Annotated in this window: 34 protein-coding genes; all 34 read left to right on the top strand. The window is 55.7% G+C overall.

Annotation, left to right across the window (positions count from 1 at the left end; all coding sequences use genetic code 11):
• The first annotated feature begins 1 nt into the window (after window position 1).
• The 34 genes from rpoC to J3P90_RS23140 all read left to right on the top strand — a co-directional run bounded on the left by rpoC (window position 2) and on the right by J3P90_RS23140 (window position 24,274).
• Window positions 2–4,201 (top strand): DNA-directed RNA polymerase subunit beta', encoded by a 4,200-nt coding sequence (rpoC, locus tag J3P90_RS23305; protein ID WP_420767525.1) that lies wholly within the window; start codon window positions 2–4, stop codon window positions 4,199–4,201.
• A 216-nt stretch (window positions 4,202–4,417) separates the two neighbouring features.
• Window positions 4,418–4,789, top strand: a complete 372-nt coding sequence (gene rpsL / locus J3P90_RS23300; protein ID WP_003186084.1) for a 30S ribosomal protein S12 — start codon at window positions 4,418–4,420, stop codon at window positions 4,787–4,789.
• A gap of 102 nt (window positions 4,790–4,891) precedes the next feature.
• A complete protein-coding gene (rpsG, locus tag J3P90_RS23295; RefSeq protein ID WP_003186074.1) occupies window positions 4,892–5,362 on the top strand; it encodes a 30S ribosomal protein S7 in 471 nt (156 codons plus the stop codon).
• 30 nt (window positions 5,363–5,392) lie between these two features.
• Window positions 5,393–7,498: an elongation factor G gene (gene fusA / locus J3P90_RS23290; RefSeq protein ID WP_434562044.1), complete on the top strand. Its 2,106-nt coding sequence runs from the start codon at window positions 5,393–5,395 to the stop codon at window positions 7,496–7,498.
• 31 nt (window positions 7,499–7,529) lie between these two features.
• Window positions 7,530–8,723, top strand: a complete 1,194-nt coding sequence (tuf, locus tag J3P90_RS23285; RefSeq protein ID WP_339481469.1) for an elongation factor Tu — start codon at window positions 7,530–7,532, stop codon at window positions 8,721–8,723.
• A 155-nt stretch (window positions 8,724–8,878) separates the two neighbouring features.
• On the top strand, window positions 8,879–9,190 hold the full coding sequence (gene rpsJ, locus J3P90_RS23280) for a 30S ribosomal protein S10 (RefSeq protein ID WP_003186070.1): 312 nt from the start codon (window positions 8,879–8,881) through the stop codon (window positions 9,188–9,190).
• Between the two features lie 80 nt (window positions 9,191–9,270).
• Complete coding sequence (gene rplC / locus J3P90_RS23275) at window positions 9,271–9,906, top strand: 50S ribosomal protein L3 (protein WP_003186059.1); 636 nt, start codon at window positions 9,271–9,273, stop codon at window positions 9,904–9,906.
• A gap of 12 nt (window positions 9,907–9,918) precedes the next feature.
• A complete protein-coding gene (gene rplD, locus J3P90_RS23270) occupies window positions 9,919–10,521 on the top strand; it encodes a 50S ribosomal protein L4 (RefSeq protein WP_003186057.1) in 603 nt (200 codons plus the stop codon).
• Complete coding sequence (gene rplW / locus J3P90_RS23265) at window positions 10,518–10,817, top strand: 50S ribosomal protein L23 (protein WP_002555488.1); 300 nt, start codon at window positions 10,518–10,520, stop codon at window positions 10,815–10,817. Before rplD ends, rplW begins: the two co-directional genes overlap by 4 nt.
• 14 nt (window positions 10,818–10,831) lie before the next feature.
• Window positions 10,832–11,656: a 50S ribosomal protein L2 gene (gene rplB / locus J3P90_RS23260; protein WP_007924198.1), complete on the top strand. Its 825-nt coding sequence runs from the start codon at window positions 10,832–10,834 to the stop codon at window positions 11,654–11,656.
• A gap of 16 nt (window positions 11,657–11,672) precedes the next feature.
• Window positions 11,673–11,948 carry a 30S ribosomal protein S19 gene (gene rpsS / locus J3P90_RS23255; protein ID WP_002555486.1) on the top strand — a complete coding sequence of 92 codons (276 nt, stop codon included), beginning with the start codon at window positions 11,673–11,675 and terminating at the stop codon, window positions 11,946–11,948.
• An 11-nt stretch (window positions 11,949–11,959) separates the two neighbouring features.
• Window positions 11,960–12,292 carry a 50S ribosomal protein L22 gene (gene rplV, locus J3P90_RS23250; RefSeq protein WP_003103908.1) on the top strand — a complete coding sequence of 111 codons (333 nt, stop codon included), beginning with the start codon at window positions 11,960–11,962 and terminating at the stop codon, window positions 12,290–12,292.
• A gap of 13 nt (window positions 12,293–12,305) precedes the next feature.
• Window positions 12,306–12,992, top strand: coding sequence for a 30S ribosomal protein S3 (rpsC, locus tag J3P90_RS23245; RefSeq protein WP_003176422.1), 687 nt, complete (start codon window positions 12,306–12,308; stop codon window positions 12,990–12,992).
• 12 nt (window positions 12,993–13,004) lie between these two features.
• Window positions 13,005–13,418: a 50S ribosomal protein L16 gene (gene rplP / locus J3P90_RS23240; protein ID WP_003186052.1), complete on the top strand. Its 414-nt coding sequence runs from the start codon at window positions 13,005–13,007 to the stop codon at window positions 13,416–13,418.
• Window positions 13,418–13,609, top strand: coding sequence for a 50S ribosomal protein L29 (gene rpmC / locus J3P90_RS23235; RefSeq protein ID WP_002555481.1), 192 nt, complete (start codon window positions 13,418–13,420; stop codon window positions 13,607–13,609). The genes rplP and rpmC overlap by 1 nt, the downstream gene beginning before the upstream one ends.
• 2 nt (window positions 13,610–13,611) lie before the next feature.
• Window positions 13,612–13,878, top strand: a complete 267-nt coding sequence (rpsQ, locus tag J3P90_RS23230) for a 30S ribosomal protein S17 (protein WP_003194644.1) — start codon at window positions 13,612–13,614, stop codon at window positions 13,876–13,878.
• Window positions 13,879–13,901: 23 nt separating this feature from the next.
• Complete coding sequence (gene rplN / locus J3P90_RS23225; RefSeq protein WP_420767526.1) at window positions 13,902–14,270, top strand: 50S ribosomal protein L14; 369 nt, start codon at window positions 13,902–13,904, stop codon at window positions 14,268–14,270.
• Between the two features lie 11 nt (window positions 14,271–14,281).
• On the top strand, window positions 14,282–14,596 hold the full coding sequence (rplX, locus tag J3P90_RS23220; protein WP_003186046.1) for a 50S ribosomal protein L24: 315 nt from the start codon (window positions 14,282–14,284) through the stop codon (window positions 14,594–14,596).
• A 20-nt stretch (window positions 14,597–14,616) separates the two neighbouring features.
• Window positions 14,617–15,156 carry a 50S ribosomal protein L5 gene (rplE, locus tag J3P90_RS23215; protein WP_030140492.1) on the top strand — a complete coding sequence of 180 codons (540 nt, stop codon included), beginning with the start codon at window positions 14,617–14,619 and terminating at the stop codon, window positions 15,154–15,156.
• A gap of 13 nt (window positions 15,157–15,169) precedes the next feature.
• On the top strand, window positions 15,170–15,475 hold the full coding sequence (gene rpsN, locus J3P90_RS23210; protein ID WP_003186042.1) for a 30S ribosomal protein S14: 306 nt from the start codon (window positions 15,170–15,172) through the stop codon (window positions 15,473–15,475).
• Window positions 15,476–15,685: 210 nt separating this feature from the next.
• Window positions 15,686–16,078 carry a 30S ribosomal protein S8 gene (gene rpsH, locus J3P90_RS23205; RefSeq protein ID WP_017848802.1) on the top strand — a complete coding sequence of 131 codons (393 nt, stop codon included), beginning with the start codon at window positions 15,686–15,688 and terminating at the stop codon, window positions 16,076–16,078.
• 12 nt (window positions 16,079–16,090) lie between these two features.
• Window positions 16,091–16,624, top strand: a complete 534-nt coding sequence (gene rplF / locus J3P90_RS23200) for a 50S ribosomal protein L6 (protein WP_003186039.1) — start codon at window positions 16,091–16,093, stop codon at window positions 16,622–16,624.
• Between the two features lie 10 nt (window positions 16,625–16,634).
• Entirely contained in the window at window positions 16,635–16,985 is a 351-nt protein-coding gene (gene rplR / locus J3P90_RS23195) for a 50S ribosomal protein L18 (protein WP_003186037.1), read from the top strand.
• A gap of 3 nt (window positions 16,986–16,988) precedes the next feature.
• Window positions 16,989–17,489, top strand: a complete 501-nt coding sequence (gene rpsE / locus J3P90_RS23190; RefSeq protein WP_003186035.1) for a 30S ribosomal protein S5 — start codon at window positions 16,989–16,991, stop codon at window positions 17,487–17,489.
• 2 nt (window positions 17,490–17,491) lie between these two features.
• Complete coding sequence (rpmD, locus tag J3P90_RS23185; protein WP_003176408.1) at window positions 17,492–17,668, top strand: 50S ribosomal protein L30; 177 nt, start codon at window positions 17,492–17,494, stop codon at window positions 17,666–17,668.
• A 3-nt stretch (window positions 17,669–17,671) separates the two neighbouring features.
• Complete coding sequence (gene rplO, locus J3P90_RS23180) at window positions 17,672–18,109, top strand: 50S ribosomal protein L15 (RefSeq protein WP_003186032.1); 438 nt, start codon at window positions 17,672–17,674, stop codon at window positions 18,107–18,109.
• Window positions 18,110–19,438 (top strand): preprotein translocase subunit SecY, encoded by a 1,329-nt coding sequence (secY, locus tag J3P90_RS23175; RefSeq protein WP_018612224.1) that lies wholly within the window; start codon window positions 18,110–18,112, stop codon window positions 19,436–19,438.
• Between the two features lie 30 nt (window positions 19,439–19,468).
• Window positions 19,469–19,585 (top strand): 50S ribosomal protein L36, encoded by a 117-nt coding sequence (gene rpmJ, locus J3P90_RS23170; RefSeq protein WP_002555468.1) that lies wholly within the window; start codon window positions 19,469–19,471, stop codon window positions 19,583–19,585.
• 130 nt (window positions 19,586–19,715) lie between these two features.
• Entirely contained in the window at window positions 19,716–20,072 is a 357-nt protein-coding gene (gene rpsM, locus J3P90_RS23165) for a 30S ribosomal protein S13 (RefSeq protein ID WP_009045849.1), read from the top strand.
• Between the two features lie 30 nt (window positions 20,073–20,102).
• Entirely contained in the window at window positions 20,103–20,492 is a 390-nt protein-coding gene (rpsK, locus tag J3P90_RS23160) for a 30S ribosomal protein S11 (protein ID WP_002555466.1), read from the top strand.
• An 18-nt stretch (window positions 20,493–20,510) separates the two neighbouring features.
• Window positions 20,511–21,131, top strand: coding sequence for a 30S ribosomal protein S4 (rpsD, locus tag J3P90_RS23155; RefSeq protein ID WP_003176404.1), 621 nt, complete (start codon window positions 20,511–20,513; stop codon window positions 21,129–21,131).
• 22 nt (window positions 21,132–21,153) lie between these two features.
• Window positions 21,154–22,155: a DNA-directed RNA polymerase subunit alpha gene (locus J3P90_RS23150; RefSeq protein WP_420767527.1), complete on the top strand. Its 1,002-nt coding sequence runs from the start codon at window positions 21,154–21,156 to the stop codon at window positions 22,153–22,155.
• Window positions 22,156–22,197: 42 nt separating this feature from the next.
• Window positions 22,198–22,584: a 50S ribosomal protein L17 gene (gene rplQ / locus J3P90_RS23145; protein WP_003176402.1), complete on the top strand. Its 387-nt coding sequence runs from the start codon at window positions 22,198–22,200 to the stop codon at window positions 22,582–22,584.
• Window positions 22,585–22,825: 241 nt separating this feature from the next.
• Entirely contained in the window at window positions 22,826–24,274 is a 1,449-nt protein-coding gene (locus J3P90_RS23140) for a catalase (protein WP_434675454.1), read from the top strand.
• Window positions 24,275–24,432 lie beyond the last annotated feature (158 nt).

Raw genomic sequence — 24,432 nt, 5'->3', positions numbered from 1 at the left:
CTTGAAAGACCTACTGAATTTGCTGAAAAACCAGGGTCAAGTCGAAGAGTTCGACGCCATCCGTATTGGATTGGCCTCGCCTGAGATGATCCGTTCGTGGTCGTTCGGTGAAGTAAAAAAACCGGAAACCATCAACTACCGTACGTTCAAACCCGAGCGTGATGGTCTGTTCTGCGCCAAGATCTTTGGCCCGGTAAAGGATTACGAGTGCCTGTGCGGTAAGTACAAGCGCTTGAAGCATCGCGGCGTGATCTGCGAGAAGTGCGGCGTTGAAGTCGCGCTGGCAAAAGTTCGTCGTGAGCGCATGGCACACATCGAACTGGCCTCGCCGGTTGCCCACATCTGGTTCCTGAAATCGCTGCCGTCCCGTATCGGCCTGCTGATGGACATGACCCTGCGTGATATCGAACGCGTTCTCTACTTCGAGAGCTATGTCGTTATCGATCCAGGCATGACCACTCTTGAAAAAGGTCAGCTGCTCAACGACGAACAGTACTTCGAAGCGCTGGAAGAGTTCGGCGACGATTTCGATGCCCGCATGGGTGCCGAAGCTGTCCGCGAACTGCTGCACGCTATCGACCTGGAGCACGAGATTGGTCGTCTGCGTGAAGAGATTCCGCAAACCAACTCCGAAACCAAGATCAAGAAGCTGTCCAAGCGTCTGAAGTTGATGGAAGCCTTCCAGGGTTCCGGCAACCTGCCAGAGTGGATGGTGCTGACCGTTCTGCCGGTACTGCCGCCAGACCTGCGTCCGCTGGTTCCGCTCGATGGCGGTCGTTTCGCGACTTCCGACCTCAACGATCTGTATCGTCGGGTGATCAACCGTAACAACCGCTTGAAGCGCCTGCTCGATCTGTCCGCTCCGGACATCATCGTGCGCAACGAAAAGCGTATGTTGCAGGAAGCGGTGGACGCATTGCTCGACAACGGTCGTCGCGGCCGCGCTATCACCGGTTCGAACAAGCGTCCTCTGAAATCCCTGGCTGACATGATCAAGGGTAAGCAGGGTCGTTTCCGTCAGAACTTGCTCGGTAAGCGTGTTGACTACTCCGGTCGTTCGGTAATTACCGTAGGCCCGACCCTGCGTCTGCACCAGTGCGGCCTGCCAAAGAAAATGGCCCTGGAACTGTTCAAACCGTTCATCTTCGGCAAGCTGGAAATGCGTGGTCTTGCGACCACCATCAAGGCCGCCAAGAAGATGGTCGAGCGCGAGCTGCCAGAGGTCTGGGACGTTCTTGCCGAAGTGATTCGCGAACACCCAGTGCTGCTCAACCGTGCACCGACCCTTCACCGTCTGGGTATCCAGGCGTTTGAACCGGTACTGATCGAAGGTAAGGCTATCCAGCTGCACCCGCTGGTCTGTGCTGCGTACAACGCCGACTTCGACGGCGACCAAATGGCCGTGCACGTACCGCTGACGCTGGAAGCCCAGCTCGAAGCGCGTGCGTTGATGATGTCGACCAACAACATCCTGTCGCCAGCCAACGGTGAGCCAATCATCGTTCCGTCGCAGGACGTTGTATTGGGGCTGTACTACATGACTCGTGAAGCGATCAACGCCAAGGGCGAAGGTCGTGTGTTCGCGGACCTGCAGGAAGTTGACCGTGTGTTCCGTGCCGGCGAAGCCGCACTGCACGCCAAGGTCAAGGTGCGGATCAACGAAACCGTAAACGATCGTGATGGCAACAGCGTGACCAACACTCGTATCGTCGACACCACCGTCGGCCGTGCGCTGCTGTTCCAGGTCGTGCCGAAAGGCTTGTCCTTCGATGTCGTCAACCTGCCGATGAAGAAAAAGGCGATCTCCAAGCTGATCAACCAGTGCTACCGCGTGGTTGGTCTGAAAGAGACCGTGATCTTCGCTGACCAGTTGATGTACACCGGTTTTGCCTATTCGACCATCTCCGGCGTTTCCATCGGTGTTAACGACTTCGTTATCCCTGATGAAAAAGCCCGCATCATCGGTGCAGCCACCGAAGAAGTGAAAGAGATCGAAAGCCAGTACGCGTCCGGCCTGGTAACCCAGGGCGAGAAGTACAACAAGGTGATCGACCTCTGGTCCAAGGCGAACGACGAAGTATCCAAGGCCATGATGGCCAACCTCTCGAAAGAGAAGGTCATCGACCGCCATGGCAAGGAAGTCGACCAGGAATCCTTCAACTCGATGTACATGATGGCCGACTCGGGTGCGCGGGGTTCTGCTGCGCAGATCCGTCAGCTCGCCGGTATGCGTGGCCTGATGGCCAAGCCGGACGGCTCCATCATCGAGACCCCGATTACTGCGAACTTCCGTGAAGGTTTGAGCGTACTCCAGTACTTCATCTCCACTCACGGTGCTCGTAAGGGTCTTGCGGATACCGCGTTGAAAACGGCGAACTCCGGTTACCTGACTCGTCGTCTGGTAGACGTTGCCCAGGATCTGGTTGTGACCGAGATCGATTGCGGCACCGAGCATGGCCTGGTAATGACTCCGCACATCGAAGGCGGTGACGTTGTAGAGCCGCTGGGTGAGCGCGTATTGGGTCGTGTCATCGCCCGTGACGTATTCAAGCCGGGTACCGAGGACGTCATCGTTCCTGCTGGCACCCTGGTTGACGAGAAGTGGGTCGAATTCATCGAGCTCAACAGCATCGACGAAGTGATCGTGCGCTCGCCGATCAGCTGTGAAACCCGCTACGGCATCTGCGCCAAGTGCTACGGTCGCGACCTGGCACGTGGTCACCAGGTGAACATCGGTGAAGCGGTCGGCGTTATTGCTGCCCAGTCCATCGGTGAGCCGGGTACCCAGCTGACCATGCGTACGTTCCACATCGGTGGTGCGGCAAGCCGGACCTCCGCGGCCGACAGCGTTCAGGTGAAGAATGGCGGTACTGTCCGCCTGCACAACCTGAAGCATGTTGAGCGTGTCGACGGTCACCTGGTCGCCGTGTCCCGTTCCGGTGAGTTGGCGATTGCCGACGACTTCGGTCGTGAGCGCGAGCGCTACAAGCTGCCGTACGGTGCCGTGATTTCGGTGAAGGAAGGCGACAAGGTCGACGCTGGTGCCATCGTGGCCAAGTGGGATCCGCACACTCACCCAATCGTCACCGAGATGAAAGGTACCGTGACCTACGTGGGCATGGAAGAAGGCATCACGATCAAGCGTCAGACTGACGAATTGACCGGTATGACCAACATCGAAGTGCTCGACGCAAAAGATCGTCCAGCTGCAGGCAAGGACATCCGTCCGGCCGTGAAGATGGTCGACGACAACGGCAAGGATCTGTTGCTGCCAGGTACTGACGTAATCGCTCAGTACTTCCTGCCAGCCAACGCCCTGGTCGGTGTTGCGGACGGTGCGCGGATCGCGATCGGTGATGTTATCGCTCGTATCCCGCAAGAAACTTCGAAGACCCGCGACATCACCGGTGGTCTGCCGCGTGTTGCCGACTTGTTCGAAGCTCGTCGTCCGAAAGAAGCTTCGATTCTGGCTGAAGTCAGCGGCACCATCGCGTTCGGTAAAGAGACCAAGGGCAAGCGCCGCCTGGTTATCACCCCGAACGACGGTAGCGATCCGTACGAAGAGCTGATTCCTAAGTGGCGTCACCTGAACGTCTTCGAAGGCGAACAGGTAAACCGCGGCGAAGTTATCTCCGACGGTCCGAGCGATCCACATGACATCCTGCGTCTGCTGGGTGTCAGTGCGCTGGCCAAGTACATCGTGAACGAAATCCAGGACGTTTATCGTCTGCAGGGCGTGAAGATCAACGACAAGCACATCGAGACCATCCTGCGTCAGATGCTGCGTAAAGTTGAGATCTCCGAGTCTGGCGACTCCAGCTTCATCAAGGGCGACCAGATGGAACTGACTCACGTGCTGGTGGAAAACGAGCGTCTGGCGAACGAGGACAAGTTCCTTGCCAAGTTCACTCGCGTACTGCTGGGTATCACCAAGGCGTCGCTGTCCACCGAATCGTTCATCTCGGCGGCTTCCTTCCAGGAAACCACTCGCGTACTGACCGAGGCGGCGGTAACCGGCAAGCGCGACTACTTGCGCGGCCTGAAAGAAAACGTGGTCGTGGGTCGTCTGATCCCGGCCGGTACCGGTTTGGCCTATCACAGCGAACGCAAGCGTCGTCGTGATGCAGACAAGCCGCTGCGCGTGAGCGCCAGTGAAGTGGAAGCTGCACTGACCGAAGCACTGAACTCGAGCGGTAACTGAGTTCGGCGTTGATTAAGTGCCTGGCCCTGGCCATCCCGTTCGGCGGATCGAGACAAATTGTCGAGATTCGGCGGGCGGGGAGGTCGGGGCCTTGCCTTGACTGGGGACGAGATCCTCTTTAGACTCTTGATCCCCTAAATTTGGCGGGAATTCGTTCCTGCCATTTTGCTTTTCTTGTAAGACAATAGCGTCGCAAGACAACAGTGGAGCTAGTAGATGGCAACTATCAACCAGCTGGTACGTCAGCCGCGTAAGCGTATCGTCGAGAAATCCGACGTGCCTGCGCTGCAGAACTGCCCGCAACGTCGTGGCGTATGCACCCGTGTGTATACCACCACGCCGAAAAAACCTAACTCGGCACTGCGTAAAGTATGCCGTGTGCGCCTGACCAACGGTTTCGAGGTTTCCTCGTACATCGGTGGTGAAGGTCACAACCTGCAAGAGCACAGCGTGGTACTGATCCGCGGCGGTCGTGTAAAAGACTTGCCAGGTGTTCGTTACCACACCGTCCGCGGTTCTTTGGATACTTCCGGCGTTAAAGGTCGTAACCAGGGTCGCTCGAAGTACGGTACCAAGCGTCCGAAGTAATCGGTCGTTTTGCAGTTTTTCATTTTTATTGAGTCGATAAGAGTAAGGTCGGGCACGCATCCGCTGTCCCGGGCTAACCTGAAGACCGCTTGAGGGCTTATCATGCCAAGACGTCGCGTAGCAGCCAAACGTGAGATTCTGGACGATCCGAAATACGGAAGCCAGATTCTCGCCAAGTTCATGAACCACGTTATGGAAAGCGGCAAGAAAGCCGTTGCCGAACGTATCGTTTATGGCGCACTGGACAAAGTTAAGGAACGCAAGAACAGCGATCCCCTGGAAATCTTCGAGAAAGCTCTCGACGCCATCGCTCCGCTGGTCGAAGTGAAGTCGCGCCGTGTAGGCGGTGCTACTTACCAGGTTCCGGTCGAAGTTCGTCCTTCCCGTCGTAACGCCCTGGCAATGCGCTGGCTGGTAGACTTCGCCCGCAAGCGCGGCGAGAAGTCCATGGCCCTGCGTTTGGCTGGTGAACTGTTGGACGCTGCTGAAGGTAAAGGTGCTGCAGTTAAGAAGCGTGAAGACGTGCACCGTATGGCTGAAGCCAACAAGGCTTTCTCGCACTACCGCTTCTAATTTTAGCGTCACTCAATTTGCGAGGGCTTTATGGCTCGTACTACACCGATTAACCGCTACCGTAACATCGGTATCGTTGCTCACGTGGATGCTGGTAAGACCACCACCACCGAGCGCGTCCTTTTTTACACCGGCAAAAGTCACAAAATGGGCGAGGTGCATGACGGCGCCGCGACCACAGACTGGATGGTTCAGGAGCAGGAGCGTGGTATTACCATTACTTCTGCTGCTATTACCGCCTTCTGGAAAGGTTCCGAGAAGCAGTACCCGCACGAGCATCGCTTCAACGTTATCGATACCCCGGGCCACGTAGACTTCACCATTGAAGTTGAGCGTTCCCTGCGTGTACTCGACGGCGCGGTCGTTGTGTTCTGTGGTACTTCGGGCGTTGAGCCTCAGTCGGAAACCGTATGGCGTCAGGCCAACAAATACGGTGTTCCACGTCTTGTTTATGTAAACAAGATGGACCGTGCTGGTGCCAACTTCCTGCGCGTGATCGGTCAGATCAAGCAGCGTCTGGGTCACACTCCGGTGCCTATCCAGCTCGCTATCGGTTCGGAAGACAACTTCCAGGGCCAGATCGACCTGATCAACATGCAGGCCGTGTACTGGAATGACTCCGACAAGGGCATGGTCCCTGTTCGTAAGGAAATTCCTGCCGAGCTGTTGGAAGAAGCCGAGCAATGGCGCAGCAACATGGTTGAGGCTGCGGCCGAAGCCAATGAAGAGCTGATGAACAAGTACCTCGAGGGCGAAGAACTCTCCAACGAGGAAATCAAGGCCGCTCTGCGTCAGCGTACTATCGCTGGTGAGATCGTTCTGGCTGTTTGCGGTTCTTCCTTCAAGAACAAGGGCGTTCCCCTGGTTCTCGACGCCGTTATCGACTTCCTGCCTGCTCCAACCGACATTCCTGCTATCAAGGGTTCCAACCCGGATAACGAGGAAGAGGAAATGGAGCGTCACGCAAGTGACGACGAGCCGTTCGCGGCTTTGGCGTTCAAGATCGCTACTGACCCATTCGTGGGTACCTTGACCTTCGTTCGAGTTTACTCGGGCGTGTTGGCATCCGGCGACGGCGTGATCAACTCGGTAAAAGGCAAGAAAGAGCGCGTGGGTCGTATGGTGCAAATGCACGCAAACGCCCGTGAAGAAATCAAGGAAGTGCGCGCTGGCGACATCGCGGCCTTGATCGGCATGAAGGACGTCACCACCGGTGAAACCTTGTGCAACGCTGACAAGCCAATCATCCTGGTTCGCATGGACTTCCCGGAGCCGGTTATCTCGGTTGCCGTTGAGCCTAAGACCAAGGACGACCAGGAAAAAATGGGTATCGCTCTGGGCAAGCTCGCTCAGGAAGACCCTTCTTTCCGCGTCAAGACTGATGAAGAGACTGGTCAGACGATCATCTCCGGCATGGGCGAGCTGCACCTGGACATCCTGGTTGACCGGATGCGCCGTGAGTTCAACGTCGAAGCCAACATCGGTAAGCCTCAGGTTTCCTATCGTGAGCGCATCACGAAGAGCTGTGAAATCGAAGGCAAGTTCGTTCGCCAGTCCGGCGGTCGTGGCCAGTTCGGTCATTGCTGGATCCGTTTTGCACCGGCTGACGAAGGTCAGGAAGGTCTGCAATTCCTGAACGAAGTCGTTGGTGGTGTGGTTCCTAAGGAATACATCCCGGCGATCCAGAAAGGTATCGAAGAGCAGATGAAGAACGGCGTTGTTGCCGGCTATCCGCTGATCGGCCTGAAGGCGACTGTGTTCGACGGTTCTTACCACGACGTCGACTCCAACGAGATGGCGTTTAAGGTGGCTGCTTCCATGGCTACCAAGCAACTGGCCCAGAAGGGCGGTGGTGAGTTGCTTGAACCTATCATGGCGGTAGAAGTCGTTACGCCTGAAGACTACATGGGTGATGTCATGGGCGACCTTAACCGTCGTCGTGGCATGATTCTGGGTATGGAAGATACGGTTTCCGGCAAGGTTATCCGCGCCGAGGTTCCGTTGGGTGAGATGTTCGGTTACGCAACCGACGTTCGCTCCATGTCTCAGGGTCGCGCAAGCTACTCTATGGAATTCAAAAAATACAATACAGCTCCGTCGCATATCGTCGAGACTGTTACCAAAAAGCAAGGCTGATCCAGCCCCTTTAAGCTAGGAGTTAATTGTCGTGGCTAAAGAAAAATTTGAACGGAACAAACCGCACGTCAACGTTGGCACCATCGGCCACGTTGACCACGGTAAAACCACCCTGACCGCTGCTCTGACCCGTGTCTGCTCCGAAGTTTTCGGTTCGGCCAAGGTTGACTTCGACAAGATCGACAGCGCCCCGGAAGAGAAAGCTCGCGGTATCACCATCAACACCGCTCACGTTGAATACGATTCGTCCGTGCGTCACTACGCACACGTTGACTGCCCAGGTCACGCCGACTACGTAAAAAACATGATCACCGGTGCTGCCCAGATGGACGGCGCGATCCTGGTTTGCTCGGCCGCTGATGGTCCGATGCCACAAACCCGTGAGCACATCCTGCTGTCCCGTCAGGTAGGCGTTCCGTACATCGTTGTCTTCCTGAACAAGGCTGACATGGTTGACGACGCTGAGCTGCTGGAACTGGTTGAGATGGAAGTGCGCGACCTGCTGAGCACTTACGACTTCCCAGGTGATGACACTCCAATCATCATCGGTTCGGCTCTGATGGCTCTGAACGGCCAAGACGACAACGAAATGGGCACCACTGCTGTCAAGAAGCTGGTGGAAACTCTGGACAGCTACATCCCAGAGCCAGAGCGTGCTATCGACAAGCCGTTCCTGATGCCAATCGAAGACGTATTCTCGATCTCCGGTCGCGGTACTGTTGTGACTGGTCGTGTTGAGCGTGGCATCGTCCGTATCCAGGAAGAAGTTGAGATCGTCGGTCTGCGCGACACTCAGAAAACTACCTGCACCGGCGTTGAAATGTTCCGCAAGCTGCTCGACGAAGGTCGTGCTGGCGAGAACTGCGGCGTACTGCTGCGCGGCACCAAGCGTGACGACGTTGAGCGTGGCCAGGTTCTGGTCAAGCCAGGCACCGTCAAGCCGCACACCAAGTTCACCGCAGAAGTCTACGTTCTGAGCAAGGAAGAAGGCGGTCGTCACACTCCGTTCTTCAAAGGCTACCGTCCACAGTTCTACTTCCGTACAACTGACGTGACTGGTAACTGCGAGCTGCCAGAAGGCGTTGAAATGGTAATGCCAGGTGACAACATTCAGATGACTGTCACTCTGATCAAGACCATCGCAATGGAAGACGGCCTGCGTTTCGCTATCCGTGAAGGCGGTCGTACCGTCGGCGCTGGCGTCGTAGCCAAAGTCATCGAATAAGACTCTTTCAGAGTTGACTCGATGAACAGGAAAGCCCCCGCTTAGCGGGGGCTTTTTTATTAGGTTGACACCTATCAGGGGCGTCTATAGAATTGCGCCTCCTTTTAACGGGCGTATTGCGCCCGGTGGGAATAGCAGCCGGAGTCTGAAATCCAATGCAAAATCAGCAAATCCGTATCAGGTTGAAGGCTTTTGACCATCGCCTGATCGACCAATCCACCCAGGAAATCGTGGAAACCGCGAAACGTACTGGTGCTCAAGTGCGTGGTCCAATTCCACTGCCTACCCGTAAAGAGCGGTTCACCGTTCTGGTCTCCCCGCACGTCAACAAAGACGCGCGTGACCAGTACGAGATCCGTACTCATAAGCGCGTTCTGGACATCGTCCAGCCAACGGATAAAACCGTTGATGCTCTTATGAAGCTTGATCTTGCGGCCGGTGTGGAAGTGCAGATCAGCCTCGGCTAAGACTCGGTCTTAGTCGTGTAACGCTCTGAAATGGGCGGCCATAGCGGGTGAAAGCCCCGTACACTCATGAGGTTTACAACATGACTATTGGTGTAGTCGGTCGTAAATGCGGTATGACCCGTATTTTCACCGAAGAAGGTGTCTCCATTCCGGTCACGGTCATTGAGATCGAGCCGAATCGCGTCACCCAGTTCAAAACTGAAGAGACCGATGGCTATCGTGCAGTGCAAGTCACTGTCGGCGAGCGTCGCGCTTCGCGTGTAACAGCTGCTCAAGCTGGCCACTTCGCCAAGGCGAACGTAGCCGCTGGTCGTACCGTAATGGAATTCCGCCTTGAAGAAGGCGAGTACCAGGCCGGCGATCTGATCAACGCTGAAATCTTCGCTGCTGGTCAACTGGTTGATGTAACCGGTCAGTCCAAAGGTAAAGGCTTCCAGGGTACGATCAAGCGTTGGAACTTCCGCGGGCAAGATAACACCCACGGTAACTCCGTATCCCACCGCGTTCCAGGCTCTATCGGCCAGTGCCAGACTCCTGGTCGTGTATTCAAGGGCAAAAAAATGTCCGGTCATATGGGCGCTGAGCGCGTGACCGTGCAGTCCCTCGAAGTAGTGCGCGTGGACGCTGAACGCAATCTGTTGTTGGTCAAGGGTGCTGTTCCTGGCGCTACTGGCGGCAACTTGGTTGTACGTCCAGCAGCCAAGGCTCGCGGTTAAGGGGAAGCTGACATGCAATTAAATGTAAATGACGCTCAAGCGATCGAAGTTTCCGAACTGACATTTGGCGGCGAATTCAACGAGACGCTGGTTCACCAAGCAGTCGTGGCCTACATGGCCGGCGGCCGTCAAGGTAGCAAGCAGCAAAAGACCCGTTCCGACGTTTCTGGTGGCGGTAAGCGCCCATGGCGTCAGAAAGGTACTGGCCGTGCTCGTGCCGGTACTATCCGTAGCCCAATCTGGCGTGGCGGCGGTACCACTTTCGCAGCTCGTCCTCAGGATCACTCCCAGAAGCTGAACAAGAAGATGTACCGCGCAGCAATGCGTTCCATCCTTGCTGAGCTGGTGCGTACTGATCGTCTGGTCGTGGTTCAGGACTTCGCTGTTGAAGCACCGAAAACCAAAGATCTGCTGAACAAGCTGAATGGCATGGGTCTGACTGACGTCCTGATCGTGTCTGACGCTGTTGATCAGAACCTGTACCTGGCTGCTCGCAACCTGCCACACGTCGACGTTCGTGACGTGCAGGGTTCCGATCCGGTCAGTCTGATCGCATACGACAAGGTGTTGATCACCGTGTCGGCCGTGAAGAAATTCGAGGAGCTGCTGGGATGAACCAGGAACGCGTATTTAAAGTTCTGCTTGGCCCGCACGTTTCCGAGAAGGCTACGGTTCTGGCAGACAAGAAAGGCCAGTTCGTTTTCAAGGTTGCAACCGATGCAACCAAGCTGGAAATCAAGAAGGCCGTCGAAAGCCTGTTCAGCGTCAAAGTAGAGCGCGTTACTACCCTGAATGTTCTGGGTAAGAGCAAGCGCACTGCTCGCGGTCTGGGCAAGCGTAATGACTGGAAGAAGGCAGTTATCTCCCTTCAGCCAGGCCAAGATCTCGATTTCAGCAGCAGTGCTGAGTAAGGAAGGGGTGCATCATGGCAATCGTTAAATGCAAACCGACTTCCCCTGGCCGCCGTTTTGTGGTCAAGGTGGTCAACCAGGAGCTGCATAAAGGCGCTCCTCACGCACCGCTGCTCGAGAAAAAATCGAAGTCTGGTGGTCGTAACAACAATGGCCGTATTACCACTCGTCACGTTGGTGGTGGTCATAAGCAGCATTATCGTCTGGTCGACTTCCGTCGCAACGACAAGGATGGCATCGCTGCCACCGTCGAGCGTATCGAATACGATCCAAACCGTACTGCTCACATCGCTCTGCTGCTGTACGCAGATGGCGAGCGTCGCTACATCATCGCCCCTAAAGGCGTGAGCGCTGGCGACCAGCTGATCGCAGGTGCCTTGGCGCCGATCAAGCCGGGCAACGCTCTGCAACTGCGTAACATTCCAGTTGGTAGCACCGTACACGGCATCGAATTGAAGCCAGGTAAAGGCGCGCAAATCGCTCGTTCCGCTGGTGCTTCGGCTCAGCTGATCGCTCGTGAAGGTGTCTACGTGACCCTGCGTCTGCGTTCTGGTGAGATGCGTAAAGTACTGGCTGAATGCCGTGCGACCCTGGGCGAAGTCTCGAACTCCGAGCACAGCCTGCGTTCGTTGGGTAAAGCTGGTGCCAAGCGCTGGCGTGGCGTTCGCCCAACCGTTCGTGGTGTTGCCATGAACCCGGTTGACCACCCACATGGTGGTGGTGAAGGTCGTACCTCTGGTGGTCGTCATCCGGTATCGCCATGGGGCTTCCCGACTAAGGGCGCGAAGACTCGTGGTAATAAGCGTACCGACAAAATGATCGTCCGTCGTCGCAAGTAAATAGAGGGATACGACAGTGCCACGTTCTCTGAAAAAAGGTCCTTTTATTGATCTTCACCTACTGAAGAAGATCGAAGTGGCGGCGGAAAAGAACGATCGCAAACCAGTTAAGACCTGGTCGCGCCGTTCGATGATCCTGCCACAAATGGTCGGTCTGACCATCGCTGTACACAACGGTCGCCAGCACGTCCCAGTTCTCGTGAACGAAGACATGGTCGGCCACAAACTGGGCGAGTTCGCCGGTACCCGCACATACCGTGGGCACGTGGCTGACAAGAAAGCCAAGCGTTAAGGGGTAAGGAAATGGAAGTAGCCGCTAAGTTGTCGGGCGCTCGAATCTCCGCCCAGAAAGCCCGCTTGGTCGCCGACCAGATCCGCGGGAAGAAGGTGGGCGAAGCGCTCAACCTGTTGGCTTTCAGCAGTAAGAAAGCCGCCGAGATCATGAAAAAAGTGCTGGAGTCGGCCGTAGCCAACGCCGAGCATAACGAAGGCGCAGACGTTGATGACCTGAAGGTCAGCACCGTTTTCGTCAACGAAGGGCGTTCGCTGAAGCGCATCATGCCACGTGCCAAAGGCCGTGCTGATCGCATCGTCAAGCGGTCTTGCCATATCACTGTCAAGGTTGCTGACAAGTAACGGAGTCGAAGAGATGGGTCAGAAAGTACATCCCATTGGCATTCGCCTGGGAATCGTCAAGGAGCACACCTCCGTCTGGTACGCAGACGGTCGGACTTATGCGGACTACTTGTTCGCTGATCTGAAGGTGCGTGAGTATCTCCAAGACAAACTAAAAAGCGCGTCCGTCAGCCGTATCGATATCCATCGTCCGGCTCAGACTGCACGTATCACCATCCACACCGCTCGCCCAGGTATCGTTATCGGGAAGAAAGGTGAAGATGTTGAGAAACTGCGTCAGGACCTGACCAAGCAAATGGGTGTGCCTGTGCACATCAATATCGAAGAGATCCGCAAGCCGGAACTCGACGGTATGCTGGTTGCGCAGAGCGTAGCTCAGCAGCTGGAGCGCCGTGTAATGTTCCGTCGCGCTATGAAGCGCGCTGTACAGAACGCAATGCGCATTGGTGCCAAAGGCATCAAAATCCAAGTGAGCGGTCGTCTCGGCGGTGCTGAAATCGCACGTACTGAATGGTATCGCGAAGGTCGTGTGCCACTGCACACCCTGCGTGCCGACATCGACTATGCCAACTACGAAGCTCACACCACCTACGGTGTGATCGGTGTAAAGGTTTGGATCTTCAAAGGCGAAGTAATTGGTGGTCGCCAAGAAGAACTGAAGCCACAAGCACCAGCGCCTCGTAAAAAAGCTGCTAAGTAAGGGGTACGCCAAATGTTGCAACCAAAGCGTACGAAGTTCCGCAAGCAGATGACCGGTCACAACCGTGGCCTGGCATTGCGCGGTAGCAAAGTCAGCTTCGGCGAGTTCGCGCTGAAGTCTGTTGCTCGTGGTCGTCTCACCGCTCGTCAGATCGAGTCAGCGCGTCGTGCTCTGACCCGTCACGTAAAACGTGGCGGCAAGATCTGGATCCGTGTATTCCCGGACAAGCCTGTCACCAAGAAGCCACTCGAAGTTCGGATGGGTAAAGGTAAGGGTAACGTGGAGTACTGGGTTGCCCAGATTCAGCCAGGCAAAGTCCTGTACGAAATCGAGGGTGTTTCTGAAGAGCTGGCGCGTGAGGCTTTCGCCCTGGCTGCTGCAAAGCTGCCGCTCGCCACCTCCTTTGTTAAACGGACGGTGATGTGATGAAAGCGAATGAACTTCGTGAAAAATCAGCACAGCAGCTGAACGAGCAACTGCTCGGCCTGCTGCGCGACCAGTTCAATCTGCGTATGCAGAAAGCAACTGGCCAGTTGGGGCAGTCTCATCTGCTCTCGCAAGTTAAGCGTGACATCGCTCGCGTGAAAACTGTGCTCAACCAGCAGGCAGGTAAGTAATCATGGCTGAAGCCGAAAAAACTGTCCGTACGCTGACTGGCCGTGTTGTCAGCGACAAGATGGACAAAACCATCACCGTTCTGATCGAGCGTCGCGTTAAGCACCCGATCTACGGTAAATACGTTAAGCGTTCGACTAAGCTGCACGCGCACGACGAAACCAATCAGTGCCACATCGGCGACAAGGTCACTATTCGTGAGACTCGTCCGATGGCCAAGACCAAGTCTTGGGCGCTGGTTGATGTTCTCGAACGCGCTGTGGAAGTCTAAGGGCTAGGGGTCGGAGAAATTATATGATTCAGACTCAATCCATGCTCGATGTGGCCGATAACAGCGGCGCTCGCCGTGTTATGTGCATCAAGGTGCTGGGTGGCTCCCATCGTCGTTACGCTGGTATCGGTGACATCATCAAAGTTACCGTCAAGGAAGCAATTCCTCGCGGTAAGGTGAAAAAAGGCCAAGTGATGACTGCTATCGTAGTCCGCACTCGCCACGGTGTTCGTCGTGCTGACGGCTCCATCATCCGCTTTGATGGCAACGCTGCTGTTCTGTTGAACAACAAGCAAGAGCCAATCGGCACCCGTATCTTTGGGCCAGTGACCCGTGAACTTCGTACTGAGAAGTTCATGAAGATCGTCTCGCTCGCCCCAGAAGTGCTGTAAGGAGATCCGACATGCAAAAGATTCGTCGTGACGACGAGATCATCGTGATCGCCGGCAAAGACAAGGGTAAGCGCGGTAAGGTGCTGAAGGTTCTTGCTGACAACCGTCTGGTTGTTGGTGGTCTGAACCTGGTCAAGCGTCATACCAAGCCTAACCCGATGTCGGGCGTACAAGGCGGTATCGTCGAGAAAGAAGCGCCACTGCACGCTTCCAACGTCGCCATCTTCAACGGCGAAACCAACAAGGCTGACCGCGTTGGTTTCAAAGTAGAAGACGGTAAGAAAATTCGTGTCTTCAAGTCGACCCAAAAAGCGGTTGATGCTTGAACACTGCTAGGTAGAAGACCATGGCACGACTAAAAGAGATTTACCGGAAGGAAATCGCACCGAAACTTAAGGAAGAACTTAAGCTTTCGAACGTGATGGAAGTTCCGCGCGTTACCAAAATCACCCTGAACATGGGTCTGGGCGAAGCGATCGGCGACAAAAAAGTCATCGAGCATGCCGTTGCCGACCTGGAAAAGATCACCGGTCAGAAAGTCGTTGTGACTTACGCTCGGAAATCCATCGCTGGCTTTAAAGTCCGTGAAGGTTGGCCGATCGGCGTCAAAGTGACCCTGCGCCGTGAGCGTATGTACGAGTTCCTGGATCGTCTGCTGTCGATCTCCCTGCCTCGGGTTCGCGACTTCCGCGGCCTGAATGCCAAGTCCTTCGATGGTCGTGGCAACTACAGCATGGGCGTGAAAGAGCAGATCATTTTCCCGGAAATCGATTACGACAAGATCGATGCTCTCCGCGGTCTGGACATTACCCTGACCACCACTGCTCGGACGGATGAAGAAGGTCGCGCGCTGCTGCGTGCTTTCAAATTCCCGTTCCGCAACTGATTGGAGTAGGACAATGGCCAAGAAGAGCATGAAGAACCGTGAGCTGAAGCGTCAGCTCACCGTTGCCAAGTACGCCACCAAGCGTGCAGCGCTGAAAGCTATCATCGTTGATCTGAACGCAAGTCCAGAAGCGCGTTGGGAAGCTACCGTAGCACTGCAGAAGCAGCCACGTGACGCCAGCGCCTCGCGCATGCGTAACCGCTGCCGCCTGACTGGTCGTCCGCACGGCGTGTACCGCAAGTTCGGCCTCGGCCGTAACATGCTGCGTCAAGCCGCTATGCGTGGTGACGTTCCAGGTCTGGTCAAAGCCAGCTGGTAAGCACTGTCAATGTCCTGGTGTTCGGGGTCGCGAGATCCTGACCGCCGGTGACCTTGAACTTGAATCAAGCCCCTTTTGGGGCTTGATTCATTTCTGGGGTGTGTCTAGAATACCCGGCTCGCCTGAGCCCGTGTTTTTATTGCGCGGATGCGCTCGGCGACACGTACTAGCCGAAAGGCTAATTTTTTGTGTATTAGGAGCGTCTAGCCCATGAGTATGCAGGACCCGTTAGCGGACATGCTAACTCGTATCCGTAATGCCCAGATGGCTGAAAAGTCCGTCGTAAGCATGCCATCTTCCACGTTGAAGGTAGCTGTTGCCAAAGTCCTGAAGGACGAAGGTTACATTGCGGGTTATCAGATCAGCAGCGAAATCAAGCCTCTGCTGTCCATCGAGCTGAAGTACTTCGAAGGCCGTCCGGTCATCGAGGAAGTGAAGCGCGTTAGCCGTCCTGGCCTGCGTCAGTACAAGTCCGTTGAGGATCTGCCGAAAGTTCGTGGCGGCCTGGGCGTGTCTATCGTCTCCACCAACAAAGGTGTGATGACGGATCGTGCTGCGCGCGCTGCCGGTGTCGGCGGCGAAGTTCTTTGCACTGTGTTCTAAGGGGGGATAAGCATGTCACGCGTCGCTAAGAACCCCGTTAAGCTGCCAGCCGGTGTCGAAGTCAAATTCGCAGGCCAACAGCTTTCGGTGAAGGGTGCCAAGGGCACTCTGCAACTGAACATCCATTCGTCCGTTGAGATCGTTGAAGAAGCTGGTGAGCTGCGTTTCGCTGCTCGCAATGGCGATCAACAGACTCGCGCAATGGCTGGTACCACTCGTGCGTTGGTTAACAACATGGTCCAAGGCGTAAGCCAAGGCTTCGAGCGCAAGCTCCAGCTGGTCGGTGTTGGTTACAAAGCGCAAGCAAAAGGCACAGTGCTGAACCTGGCTCTTGGCTTCTCGCACCCAGTGGATTATGAACTGCCGGAAGGCATCACCGCTGAGACTCCTAGCCAGACCGATATCCTGATCAAGGGCATCGACAAGCAGCTGGTAGGTCAAGTGGCCGCCGAGATCCGCGACTTCCGTCCACCAGAGCCGTACAAAGGCAAAGGTGTGCGCTACGCGGACGAAGTCGTCCGTCGTAAAGAAGCCAAGAAGAAGTAGGGCATAGCAAATGACCGACAAAAAAGTTACTCGACTGCGTCGCGCTCGCAAAGCACGCCTGAAAATGCACGAACTCGAAGTCGTGCGTCTCTGCGTGTTCCGCTCGTCGCAGCACATCTACGCCCAGGTCATTTCGGCCGACGGCAACAAAGTCCTGGCAAGTGCCTCGACTTTGGATAAAGAACTGCGTGATGGCGCCACTGGCAACATCGACGCGGCCACTAAGGTTGGCCAGCTGGTCGCTACGCGTGCTAAAGCCGCTGGCGTCTCGCAGGTGGCTTTCGACCGCTCTGGCTTCAAGTACCACGGCCGCGTCAAGGCGCTGGCTGATGCTGCTCGTGAAGCTGGGCTGGAGTTCTAAGTTATGTCAAATAACGACCAAAAGCGCGACGAAGGCTACATCGAGAAGCTGGTTCAAGTTAACCGCGTAGCCAAAACCGTTAAAGGCGGCCGTATCTTCACTTTCACCGCGTTGACCGTGGTAGGTGATGGTAAGGGCCGTGTTGGCTTCGGCCGTGGCAAGTCGCGTGAAGTGCCTGCTGCGATCCAGAAGGCAATGGAAGCTGCTCGCCGCAACATGATCCAGGTTGATCTGAACGGCACCACCCTGCAGTACGCAATGAAGTCTGCCCATGGCGCTTCGAAGGTGTACATGCAGCCTGCTTCTGAAGGTACCGGTATCATCGCTGGTGGCGCTATGCGTGCTGTCCTCGAAGTTGCTGGCGTTCAGAACGTTCTGGCCAAGTGCTACGGCTCGACTAACCCAGTAAACGTGGTTCACGCCACCTTCAAGGGTTTGAAAGCAATGCAGTCTCCTGAATCCATTGCCGCCAAGCGTGGCAAAAGCGTCAAGGAGATCTTCTGATCATGGCTACCGTAAAAGTTACGCTGATCAAAAGCATGACCGGCCGCATCCCTAACCACAAACTGTGCGTTAAGGGTCTGGGTCTGCGTCGCATCGGTCACACTGTAGAAGTCCAGGATACTCCCGAGAATCGCGGGATGATCAACAAGGCTTACTACATGCTGCGTGTCGAGGGTTAATCGATGAAACTCAATGATCTGAGTCCAGCGCCGGGTTCCCGTCGCGAAAAGCATCGTCCGGGCCGTGGTATCGGTAGTGGTTTGGGCAAGACCGGTGGCCGTGGCCACAAAGGTCAGACCTCCCGCTCCGGTGGCACCATCGCTCCAGGCTTTGAAGGCGGTCAACAGCCGCTGCATCGTCGCCTGCCGAAGTTCGGTTTCGTTTCCCTGAAGGCCATGGACCGCGCTGAAGTGCGTCTGTCCGAGCTGGCCAAAGTGGACGGCGACATCGTCACCGTGCAGTCCCTGAAGGATGCCAACGTGATCAACCAGAACGTACAGCGTGTGAAAATCATGCTGTCGGGCGAAGTTGCTCGTGCTGTCACCATCGGAAAGGGAATCGGCGCCACCAAAGGTGCGCGTGCGGCTATCGAAGCAGCTGGCGGCAAGTTCGAGGAATAAATGGCTAAGCAAGGTGCTCTCTCTGCGCTCGGCAAAGGCGGTATGTCTGAACTCTGGGCTCGTCTGCGTTTTCTGTTCCTGGCGATTATCGTCTACCGAATAGGCGCACACATCCCGGTTCCAGGTATCAACCCGGACCGACTCGCGGACCTGTTTCGACAGAATGAGGGGACCATTCTTAGCTTGTTCAACATGTTTTCCGGCGGCGCGCTGGAGCGGATGAGCATCTTTGCACTGGGGATCATGCCGTACATTTCGGCATCGATCATCATGCAGCTGATGTCCGCTGTCAGTCCGCAGTTGGAGCAGTTGAAGAAGGAAGGTGAAGCTGGCCGTCGCAAGATCAGCCAGTACACCCGCTACCTCACTGTCGTCCTCGCTCTCGTCCAGGCCGTTGGCATGTCCATCGGTCTGGCGGGGCAGGGCGTAGCGTTCACTGGTGACTTTGGCTTCCATTTCGTCGCGGTAACCACTTTTGTGGCGGGCGCGATGTTCATGATGTGGCTGGGTGAGCAGATTACTGAGCGTGGTGTTGGCAACGGTATCTCGATGTTGATCTTCGCAGGTATCGTCGCCGGTCTTCCGAGAGCGATCGGGCAGTCTTTCGAGTCTGCGCGTCAGGGCGATATCAACATCTTTGCTCTGGTTGCCATCGGTTTGCTGGCAGTAGCGATTATCGGTTTCGTGGTGTTCATCGAGCGTGGTCAGCGTCGTATTGCTGTTCACTACGCCAAGCGTCAGCAGGGCCGTAAGGTTTTTGCTGCGCAGACCAGCCACTTGCCGTTGAAGGTGAACATGGCCGGTGTTATCCCGGCCATTTTCGCGAGCAGCATCTTGCTGTTCCCGGCTTCGTTGGGTGCCTGGTTCGGCCAGTCTGAAGGTATGGGCTGGTTGCAGGACATCTCGCAGTCGATCGCTCCTGGTCAGCCGTTGAATATTCTGCTGTTTAGTGCAGGGATTATTTTCTTCTGCTTCTTCTATACGGCGTTGATGTTCAATCCGAAAGACGTAGCGGAAAACCTGAAGAAGTCCGGTGCCTTTATTCCGGGTATCCGTCCTGGTGAGCAGTCTGCGCGCTACATTGATGGCGTTCTGACTCGTTTGACCTTGTTCGGTGCTCTTTACATGACGGCCGTCTGCTTGCTTCCCCAGTTCCTGGTGGTTGCGGCAAACGTTCCGTTCTACCTTGGCGGGACCTCGTTGCTGATCGTGGTCGTGGTTGTGATGGACTTCATGTCCCAAGTACAATCGCACCTCGTTTCGCACCAGTACGAATCCCTGATGAAGAAAGCCAACCTGAAGGGCTACGGCAGCGGCATGTTGCGCTGAGTAGCGTCCATAAGGTTCGAGGAGTTGGTGATGAAAGTTCGTGCATCGGTGAAAAAGCTGTGCCGCAACTGCAAGATTATTCGCCGCGAAGGTGTTGTTCGGGTAATTTGCAGCGCGGAACCGCGTCACAAACAGCGCCAAGGCTGAGTGTGATTGTGCTTTAAGCCCGGCAGCTAGTGCGCTGCCGGGTTGATTATTTGTTATTACAGCGATATTATCTCGCGCCCTATTTCTTGGCTTCCGGGGCGTAGGTAGCTGTCAATTGGAGTCCCACTGAATGGCCCGTATTGCAGGCGTTAACATTCCAGATAACAAGCATACTGTTATCTCGCTGACCTACATCTATGGTGTTGGTCGCACTACTGCACAGAAAATTTGTGCAGAGACTGGGGTCAACCCAGCCGCAAAGATCAAGGATCTGAGCGACGAGCAAATTGAACAGCTGCGTGGCGAAGTGGCGAAGTTCACCACTGAAGGTGACCTGCGTCGCGAAATCAACATGAAAATCAAGCGCTTGATGGACCTCGGTTGCTATCGCGGTCTGCGTCATCGTCGTGGTCTGCCAGTACGCGGTCAGCGTACCAAGACCAACGCGCGTACCCGTAAAGGTCCGCGTAAGCCGATCCGCAAGTAATCGCCCCAGCGAATCGACAGGAATTTAATCATGGCAAAACCTGCTGCTCGTCCTCGTAAAAAAGTTAAAAAGACAGTGGTTGATGGCATCGCCCACATCCATGCTTCTTTTAACAACACCATCGTGACCATTACCGACCGTCAAGGTAACGCTCTTTCCTGGGCTACCTCCGGTGGTTCGGGTTTCCGCGGTTCCCGCAAGTCCACCCCGTTCGCTGCTCAAGTAGCTGCTGAGCGTGCTGGTCAAGCTGCGCTGGAATACGGCCTGAAAAACCTCGACGTCAACGTCAAAGGTCCAGGTCCAGGTCGTGAATCCGCAGTCCGCGCTTTGAACGGCTGTGGCTACAAGATCGCCAGCATCACCGACGTGACGCCAATCCCGCACAACGGGTGCCGTCCGCCGAAGAAGCGCCGCGTGTAATCCAGGAGATTGTAAAGAATGGCTCGTTACATTGGTCCAAAATGCAAACTCGCTCGTCGCGAAGGCACCGATCTCTTCCTGAAGAGCGGCGTGCGCGCGATCGAATCGAAGTGCAACATCGAAGCAGCACCTGGTATCCACGGCCAACGCCGCGGTCGCCAGTCCGACTACGGCACCCAACTGCGTGAAAAGCAGAAGGTCCGTCGTATCTACGGCGTTCTCGAGCGTCAATTCAGCGGCTACTACAAAGAAGCTGCTGGCAAGAAAGGCGCAACCGGCGAAAACCTGTTGCAGCTGCTCGAATGCCGCCTGGACAACGTTGTATACCGTATGGGTTTCGGTTCTACTCGTGCCGAATCCCGTCAGCTGGTATCGCACAAGTCGATCAGCGTTAACGGCCAGACCGTGAACGTTCCGTCCTACCAGGTTCGTGCTGGTGACGTGGTTGCTGTTCGCGAGAAAGCAAAGAACCAACTTCGCATTGTCCAAGCTCTCGATCTGTGTGCCCAACGTGGCCGCGTAGAATGGGTAGAAGTAGACACTGAGAAGAAGTCGGGCGTTTTCAAGAACGTTCCTGCTCGCAGTGATCTGTCCGCCGACATCAACGAAAGCCTGATTGTCGAGCTCTACTCCAAGTAAGGGCTAGAAAATAGGTGCATCCATGCAGATTTCGGTAAATGAGTTCCTGACACCCCGCCATATTGATGTGCAGGTTGTCAGTCCAACCCGCGCCAAGATCACACTCGAGCCTCTCGAGCGTGGTTTCGGCCACACCCTGGGCAACGCGCTGCGCCGCATCCTGTTGTCCTCAATGCCCGGCTGTGCAGTAGTCGAGGCCGAGATTGACGGTGTGCTCCATGAGTACAGCGCCATCGAAGGTGTACAGGAAGACGTAATTGAAATCCTGTTGAACCTTAAAGGTCTGGCTATCAAGCTGCACGGTCGTGACGAAGTTACGCTGACCTTGTCGAAGAAGGGTTCGGGGGTGGTTACCGCTGCCGATATTCAGCTGGATCATGATGTCGAGATCGTTAACCCCGATCACGTAATCGCTAACCTGGCGTCTAACGGCGCCCTGAACATGAAGCTCACCGTAGCTCGTGGTCGTGGTTATGAACCGGCAGACTCGCGTCAGAGCGATGAAGACGAAAGCCGCAGCATTGGTCGCTTGCAGCTTGACTCTTCGTTCAGCCCGGTTCGCCGTATCGCATACGTGGTGGAAAACGCCCGTGTCGAACAGCGTACCAACCTGGACAAGCTGGTTATTGATCTGGAAACCAACGGTACCCTGGATCCTGAAGAGGCAATCCGCCGCGCTGCAACCATTCTGCAACAGCAGTTGGCTGCGTTCGTCGACCTCAAGGGTGACATCGTGCCTGAGGCTATCGAGCAGGAAGACGAGATCGATCCGATCCTGCTTCGCCCGGTTGACGATCTGGAACTGACTGTACGTTCGGCTAACTGCCTTAAGGCGGAAAACATCTACTACATCGGCGACCTGATTCAGCGTACCGAAGTAGAGCTGTTGAAGACTCCGAACCTTGGCAAGAAATCCTTGACTGAAATCAAGGACGTTCTGGCCTCCCGCGGTCTGTCCCTCGGCATGCGCCTCGACAACTGGCCGCCTGCAAGTCTTAAGAAGGACGACAAGGCGACTGCCTGATCGTCGTAATCACCGAACGTTGTGTTTGGTAAGGAATGAACCATGCGTCATCGTAAAAGTGGTCGTCACCTGAGCCGCACCAGCTCGCACCGCAAGGCCATGTTCCAGAACATGGCGGTGTCGCTGTTCGAGCACGAGCTGATCAAAACTACACTGCCGAAAGCCAAAGAACTGCGCCGCGTTGCCGAGCCGCTGATCACTCTGGCCAAGACAGACAGCCTGGCTAACCGCCGCCTGGCCTTCGACCGTACTCGTTCGAAAGCCATCGTTGGTAAGCTCTTCAACGACCTGGGCAAGCGTTACGCTACCCGTGAGGGTGGCTACCTGCGCATCCTCAAGTGCGGTTTCCGCGCTGGCGACAACGCGCCTATGGCGTACGTCGAGTTGGTTGATCGTGCTACTGCTGGCGAAGCTGTAAGCGCCGAGTAAGACGACAGTCTGCAACGAAGAACCGGGCCCAGTGCCCGGTTTTTTGTGCTCGCAAGAAAAAGAGCTTATTCATACAAGCTTGCTTGGGTCGCAAACGCCACTATATGGCGTTGGGGTTGTTGTTAGATAATTTCTATTGAAGCGCACAATTTAATGAATTTGTGGCGCTCATCTTGTTGATCAATACTCCTCACCAGCCGATTAGCCGGCAGTCCGAAGACCGACCTAGGAAGAATTGAGCATGAGCCAGATCAAAACGCTTACGACCGCTAGCGGCGCCCCCGTCGCCGATAACCAGAACTCTCGCTCCGCAGGTCCTCGTGGCCCGCTGTTGCTCGATGATTTCCACCTGATCGAGAAGCTTGCTCATTTCAACCGCGAAAATATTCCCGAGCGTCGTGTGCACGCTAAAGGGTCGGGCGCATACGGTACGTTTACCGTAACGCGTGACATTACCCAATACACCAGCGCCAAGCTGTTCGAATCGGTCGGTAAGCAGACGCCTACGTTCCTTCGCTTCTCTACCGTGGGCGGCGAACGCGGTTCTGCGGATACCGAGCGCGATCCTCGAGGCTTCGCCCTTAAGTTCTACACAGAAGAAGGTAACTGGGACATCGTTGGCAACAACACCCCGGTGTTCTTCATCCGCGACCCGCTGAAATTCCCAGACTTCATCCACACTCAGAAACGCTTGCCGCAAAGCAACCTCAAGAGTGCCCAGATGATGTGGGATTTCTGGTCGCATTCCCCAGAGGCGCTGCACCAGGTCACCATTCTGTTTTCCGATCGGGGTATTCCTGACGGCTACCGTCATATGCACGGCTTCGGCAGTCACACCTACAGCCTGATCAATGGCCAAGGCGAGCGTCACTGGGTTAAATGGCACTACAAGACCAAGCAAGGCATCAAGAATCTCGCGCCGGCCGAAGCCGCGCGCCTGGCGGGCACCGATCCGGATTACGCCCAGCGTGACCTGTTCAATGCGATTGAGCGCGGTGACTTTCCAAAATGGAGCGTCTGCATCCAAATCATGAGCGAAGCCCAGGCTGCAGCCCATTACGAGAATCCGTTCGACGTGACCAAGACCTGGTCGCAGAAGGAATTCCCGCTGATCGAAGTCGGCGAACTCGAGCTGAATCGTAATCCCTTGAACTACTTTGCTGAAGTGGAGCAAGCGGCGTTCGGGCCGAGCAACATGGTGCCGGGCGTGGGTCTTTCGCCTGATCGCATGTTGCAGGGCCGTGTATTCGCCTACGCCGATGCTCACCGCTACCGCGTAGGTAGCAACCACCAGCAACTGCCGGTGAATGCTCCGCGCAGCCCGGTCAATACCTACCAGCGCGACGGTTCCATGGCTTTTGGCAGTAACGGCGGCGCAGCGCCAAACTATGAGCCCAACAGTTACGTGGAGGCGCCGAAGCAAGCCCCGCGTTATGCGGAACCGGCACTGGCCCTCAGCGGCGCAGCGGATCGTTATGATCATCGCGAGGACACCGACTACTACAGCCATGCAGGTGCGCTGTTCCGCTTGATGAACGAGGAACAGAAGGCGCTGTTGATCAGCAATATCGCCGGTGCAATGGCAGGCGTGTCGGCTGACGTGATTGATCGCCAACTGCAGCATTTCTTCAAGGCAGACCCTGCTTACGGAGAGGGTATCGCGAAGGCGTTGGGCGTACAGCTTAACTAAGTCTAAACGAGAAGCAGAACCGCCCTCATTTGGGCGGTTTTTGCGTTATTTAGCGCTCTTTTCTTAGATTATCTTCGCTTTTGTTGCGCTGGGCGAGTGACCTTGCAGTCAGCTTGGTTCAAACTAGAGCCTTTCAAAGCTTGTGGAGATGTAGGGCG

It is taken from the genome of Pseudomonas sp. D3-10 (assembly GCF_051132175.1).
Taxonomy (GTDB): domain Bacteria; phylum Pseudomonadota; class Gammaproteobacteria; order Pseudomonadales; family Pseudomonadaceae; genus Aquipseudomonas.
The sequence above is the reverse complement of the archived record's forward strand: the minus strand, read 5'-3'. Positions and strand labels throughout refer to the sequence as shown.